Raw genomic sequence first — 5000 nt, forward strand, 5'->3', positions numbered from 1 at the left:
GTATATTCTTAGATCAGGTGCTTGAACTGGGGTGAAATAAAAATAGGGGTAATATTATTCTGTTGAGGGGTAAAATTAGGATTAATTATTTGTGTTTGCTTGTGGCATCTATTTATAAATTACTGGTGGATACCAGTTTAAAGTGGGTAATCCATGCTGCCTGTTTTTTACCTGGGGGGTAACAGGTAACAATTAACAGTCTGGCCTGTCCTTCTTGGGAAAAACGGATGGGATTGGTTTTATAGTCCCAGCGTATGTCATTGCCATTGGAAGTTACCTCGTAGACGTATTTCTTGCGCTGGGTAAAATCCTGGATAATGGCCTTATCTCCGGGTTGAAGAGAAGCAATGTTAGCGAATAATCCAGAATAAGTGGTTCTGTGCCCTAAAATACCACATTCACCGGGTTTACCTGGCATAACACTCTCAGGGTAATGATAAACAGCATTATAAGCATTTACAGTGTCCGATCGAATGCTGGCGTTCACACCGAGTTTTGGTATGATTAATTTGGCATTCATATAGGTCTTTTTAAGATCAGTAGGGTCCAGAGCATCCACTGGGTTGCTCATTTTTTCCTGATAATCCTTAACACTTTTCTGAGCTTGGGTTACGTTTTCCATCTGCACGTAACCGGCCATAGCTATGCTACCGGCCAGCGTGGCACACGCTAAAATAATTATGATGGCCAAAATATTATTCCTTGACATTTTCCCGGCAATCCTTAACTACCAGTAACTCTTTGACCTTCAGAGCTAACTGGCTTTTGTAGGTGGCTACCTTCCAGGGGTCTTCGACCCAGACATTGATGGTGGCTTTAATACCTGTATCTGTCATTTCTTTTATAAGCACGTTTGGTTTTGGCTGGGGTAAAGCCCACTGGCAATTTGATGCTACCTTAACCAGTGAGTTAACAGTCTCTTCCAGTTCTATTTCATAGGGGATGTTAACGTTTAGTTCCACCCTACGTGTTTCACGGGAGGTGTAATTTACGTAAACTGAACTGGAAAAGGTTGAGTTAGGGATGGTGATGATTTTGTTGTCATCGGTTTTAATGGTGGTAACCCTTAAACCCAGTTTAATCACTTTGCCCCTTTTTCCGGACATTTCAATTATATCTCCCACCTTAAAACTCTGATCTGCCAGGATGAACATGCCGGCAATGAAGTTGGATAGGGTGTCCCGGGCAGCAAAACCTACAGCTATACCTACAATACCCAGGCTTACAATTATGGCGTTTATATCCACTCCAACTTCCCTTAAACAGAAGGTTATGGCAACGGCAATTACTGAATATTTGATGATCTCATTTATGACCTGGATAAGGGTGAGTTCAAAATTAAATTGGCTACCAATTCTCTTGACGATATAAATAGACCACTTGGTTATGATCAGGGAAACTACTATGATTATGGCTATTTTTATAAGGTTAATGTACAGGGGGTCCGGATCAACAACCATTTTAGTTTACCTCGCTCTTTTTTTGCGGAGAATCTTTAGATGTCCCTAATAAATCATTAGATGCCTTCTCTTCTTAAATTCATGAATGATTTTTTAAAAAGATGTGACGGTTTAATAAATGCAGCAGTCTAAGGTTTATGTCGTTCCACGGGGATAGTCATGAAATCCTCAGCCACAATCACTTCACGGAACACCTTACGGGCTTCTTTTCTTAAATCACCGCTGTTCTTGTAACGGGTGCTTATATGGGTTAGAATTAATTCAAATACCTTTGCTTTTTTGGCAATCTCCGCGGCCTGGGTGGTAGTGGAGTGGCCATTTTCAAGGGCTTTTTTTTCCTGTGATGATTCGTAAGTGGATTCATGTATGAGAACATCAGCATTAGAGGCGAATTTAACCAGTTCATGGCAGGGTATGGTATCTCCGGAATAAACAATCTTCCTCCCCCTTCTTTTTTCTCCAAGGACCTGTTCTGGCTGTATTAATTTACCATTTAACTCTACTGGAATTCCATTCTGAAGTTTACCAAACTCTGGGCCTGGTTTTAAGCCCAGTTCAATGGCTTTTTCCCGGAGGAATTTAGGGGACCGTTTTTCTTCCACGGAATATGCCAGGTTAAGTACAGAGTGGTGAGTAGGACAGCATTCAATTACATAGTTATCTGTTTCCAGAATCACACCTTCTCTTACTTCATAAGCATGTATGGGGAAAGATAATGCATAGTAGCCTAAGTCTTTAATGGCCTGGACAGTTTTTATAGTCCCTTCAGGCCCATAGATGTGTAGCGGCTCTTTGCGGCCTCGGAAGGCCATGGACTGTATCATGCCGGGCAGCCCCAAGAAATGATCCCCGTGTAGGTGGGTTAGATAGATATGATCCACTTTCATGGGGCTCAGTTTGATTCTGGCCATCTGTCGCTGGGTCCCTTCTCCGCAATCAAAGAGCATCACCTCTCCAAAGGCCTTAAGGGCAATGGAGGGATGGTTTCGTTTAGTGGTGGGAAGTGCAGATGAGGTTCCTAAAAATATTAACTCCATAATTGGCTCACCTAATACCTAATATGATGGGGTATTTATTCTTTAAATGATTGTTTTATGATTTATAATTCTTATAAGTTAATGGCTGGTAAATGTAAGTTTTAAGGTATTTCTCCACATTCTAAAATAACTGGAAAATATATCTCGGGTTAAAATTTATATCCTTCCTGGAATATAAAGGACAAGTAATGAATTTAACCGGGGAAGTAGTGGATTTTAAATATTCTCGCCCCTATTTAAGGTTTTATTATATCATTTATAATGGATAAGGTGCAATCATGAGGCAGGACCTAGCTAATATGGTTTATGAGGATATCGGTTTTGAAGATATAACCACCCAGGCCGTGATACCTCCAGGATTACAGGTTAAAGGCAGGATCATCGCCAAGGAACCGGGAATAATTGCCGGGATGGAGTTGGCCCTTGATATTTTCACAGATTTCAACGTTTCGGTGGAGGTAATGGTGGAAAATGGTGAAAATATAAGTGAAGGTCAGATTATCATGGAAATAAATGGTGATCCGCGTACTATACTTACGGTGGAGCGAACAGTGCTCAATCTCCTCATGCGTATGTCGGGAATTGCCACCTTGACTTCCAAAATAGTAGAAATGGTTCGCAGTGTCAACCCGGATGCTACTGTTGCTGGGACCCGTAAAACAACTCCTGGTCTTCAATTATTCGAAAAAAATGCCATAAGGGCTGGTGGGGGAGATACTCACCGCTTTCGCCTGGATGACGGTGTGCTCATAAAGGATAATCACCTGGCCCTGGTGGGAGGAGTGGATGAAGCAATATCCCGGGCCCGCCGATATGTCAGTTTCACCAAGAAGATTGAAATCGAAGTGGAAACCCTGGAAGAAGCATTACAGGCTGCCAGAGCAGGTGCGGACATTATAATGCTGGATAATATGGTGCCTGAAAGAATTAACCAAGTTTTGAAGGCCCTGGAAGATGAAAATCTCCGTGATAAAGTCATAATTGAGGTTTCCGGTGGTATCAATGAGAATAACATAGTGCAGTTTGCAAACACGAAGGTGGATGTCATCTCCACTGGATACATTACTCACTCTGCCCGATCATTGGACCTAAGTCTGGATCTGGAAAAAATTCACTGAACCCATATACTTCTCGGTTAATCAAATCTGGAAGGGATGCATAATATTGGTGTAAATTTTTATTTTACCTTCCATTATTTTTAAGGTGTAACCGGGAATCACCCTAAATTTTGCACGTAACTTCATATTTTAACCATAATTTTATATAAGAAAGTTAACATAGCATTTAGTGTGAGTAAATAGAATTATAAATCTAAAAGTAGGAGATTTTTCATGTACGACGAAAGAGAAGATGAATTTAACGAAGAAATTATTCAGGAAGAAACCGAGGAATTTACCGACTCTGAAGAATCAGTTGAGTCAGATGAAACTACTGAAGAAACCTCTGAAGACGAAGAAGAAGGGGAAGATTTACCTTTTGCCAAAGCGGAAGTCGTACGTCTCATGAAGCAGAACCTGGACAAGGATAAGATGATCCGGGAAAGGGTTAAAGTGGAAATGAACAAGTTCCTGGGAGAGGTGCTGGTAAAGGTCTGTGAGCAGCTCAATGAATATCCTTACACCACCATTGAATATGAAATGCTCAAAGAATCCATTTATCCTTACCAGAATATTGAAAGGATCAATGAAGAGAAGAAAAGAATATTAATGCACCTGCACGCCATTAAGGCTGATTGTGATGCCCTTTCCATGGATGTTAAGAGGACACTGAAACTCAAAGATGTCCAGGAAGAAGAGGAAGATCCTGCTTTCATGGATTAAACCTCTTCAATTTATTATTTTTTATTTTAACTACTTTAACCTCTTGATTAAGGGAATTCCTTTTTTTGTTGGATTTAATAGATTACCGCTTCTATTTGGGGGATTACTAGTTTAAAATTAATTTTTTAGTTAAAGACAAGATAATGCAGTGTCTACTATGGGGGTAGTGTCTACTCTGAGTCAGGGTCAAGTTTCAAATCTTCATTTTCAAAGGTAGTGAAACCCGTTTTCAACTTTTTAATCTCCTCTTCACTTAACCCACTTTTAACTGCAGCTTCATCAGCGATAACACTGTGTCCAAAGGGATCCTCCATGATCATGGTGACTTTTTTGGCACCACTTCTCACTTCTTCCAAATCTTCCAGTATCTGGGCAGCATTCATTTTTACCTGGTCCTCTTCAGCCCAGGATAGGGCAGTTTTGACGGCCTTTTCGAACCGATTTAACACTCCTTCAACATTGGAGACATATCCCTGGGATTGGGGTCCTGGTTCCACCTTGAGTCCTATTTCAGGTATGGTTATGGTGGTTGATTGGGATTTAACCACACGGGAGTTTAAATTTTCCTTTCCCACACTCAGGGTGTATTTAACTGGTTCTTTCTGGTCAATGCAAATGGTGTCAGCGTGTTTAAATCCGCATTCACTGCAAAGCATGGTTGATTCCATGATTTCCCCGAAATA

Annotated in this window: 6 protein-coding genes (1 of these 6 running past the window's edge); 2 read left to right on the forward strand and 4 right to left on the reverse strand. The window is 40.8% G+C overall.

Annotation, left to right across the window (positions count from 1 at the left end):
- Positions 1–112 precede the first annotated feature (112 nt).
- The 3 genes from CIT02_RS11425 to rnz form a co-directional block, all read right to left on the reverse strand.
- On the reverse strand, positions 113–709 hold the full coding sequence (locus CIT02_RS11425) for a class E sortase (protein ID WP_292612624.1): 597 nt from the start codon (positions 707–709) through the stop codon (positions 113–115).
- Complete coding sequence (locus tag CIT02_RS11430) at positions 696–1460, reverse strand: mechanosensitive ion channel family protein (RefSeq protein ID WP_292612626.1); 765 nt, start codon at positions 1458–1460, stop codon at positions 696–698. The genes CIT02_RS11425 and CIT02_RS11430 overlap by 14 nt, the downstream gene beginning before the upstream one ends.
- 128 nt (positions 1461–1588) lie before the next feature.
- Positions 1589–2497 (reverse strand): ribonuclease Z, encoded by a 909-nt coding sequence (rnz, locus tag CIT02_RS11435; RefSeq protein ID WP_292612628.1) that lies wholly within the window; start codon positions 2495–2497, stop codon positions 1589–1591.
- A gap of 278 nt (positions 2498–2775) precedes the next feature.
- On the opposite strand from rnz, the gene nadC reads away from it, so the two are divergent.
- Entirely contained in the window at positions 2776–3615 is an 840-nt protein-coding gene (nadC, locus tag CIT02_RS11440) for a carboxylating nicotinate-nucleotide diphosphorylase (RefSeq protein WP_292612630.1), read from the forward strand.
- A gap of 213 nt (positions 3616–3828) precedes the next feature.
- Positions 3829–4317, forward strand: coding sequence for a hypothetical protein (locus CIT02_RS11445; RefSeq protein ID WP_292612632.1), 489 nt, complete (start codon positions 3829–3831; stop codon positions 4315–4317).
- Between the two features lie 170 nt (positions 4318–4487).
- Here the strand turns inward: CIT02_RS11445 and CIT02_RS11450 are convergent, their stop codons facing one another.
- Positions 4488–5000, reverse strand: partial view of a ZPR1 zinc finger domain-containing protein gene (locus tag CIT02_RS11450; RefSeq protein WP_292612634.1) — the 3' portion only. 81 nt of this gene lie beyond the right edge of the window; 513 of the gene's 594 nt are visible here — the last part of the coding sequence; its start codon lies off the right edge, out of view; the stop codon is at positions 4488–4490.

The organism is Methanobacterium sp. BAmetb5 (genome assembly GCF_003491305.1).
In the GTDB taxonomy this organism is placed as follows: Archaea; Methanobacteriota; Methanobacteria; order Methanobacteriales; family Methanobacteriaceae; genus Methanobacterium.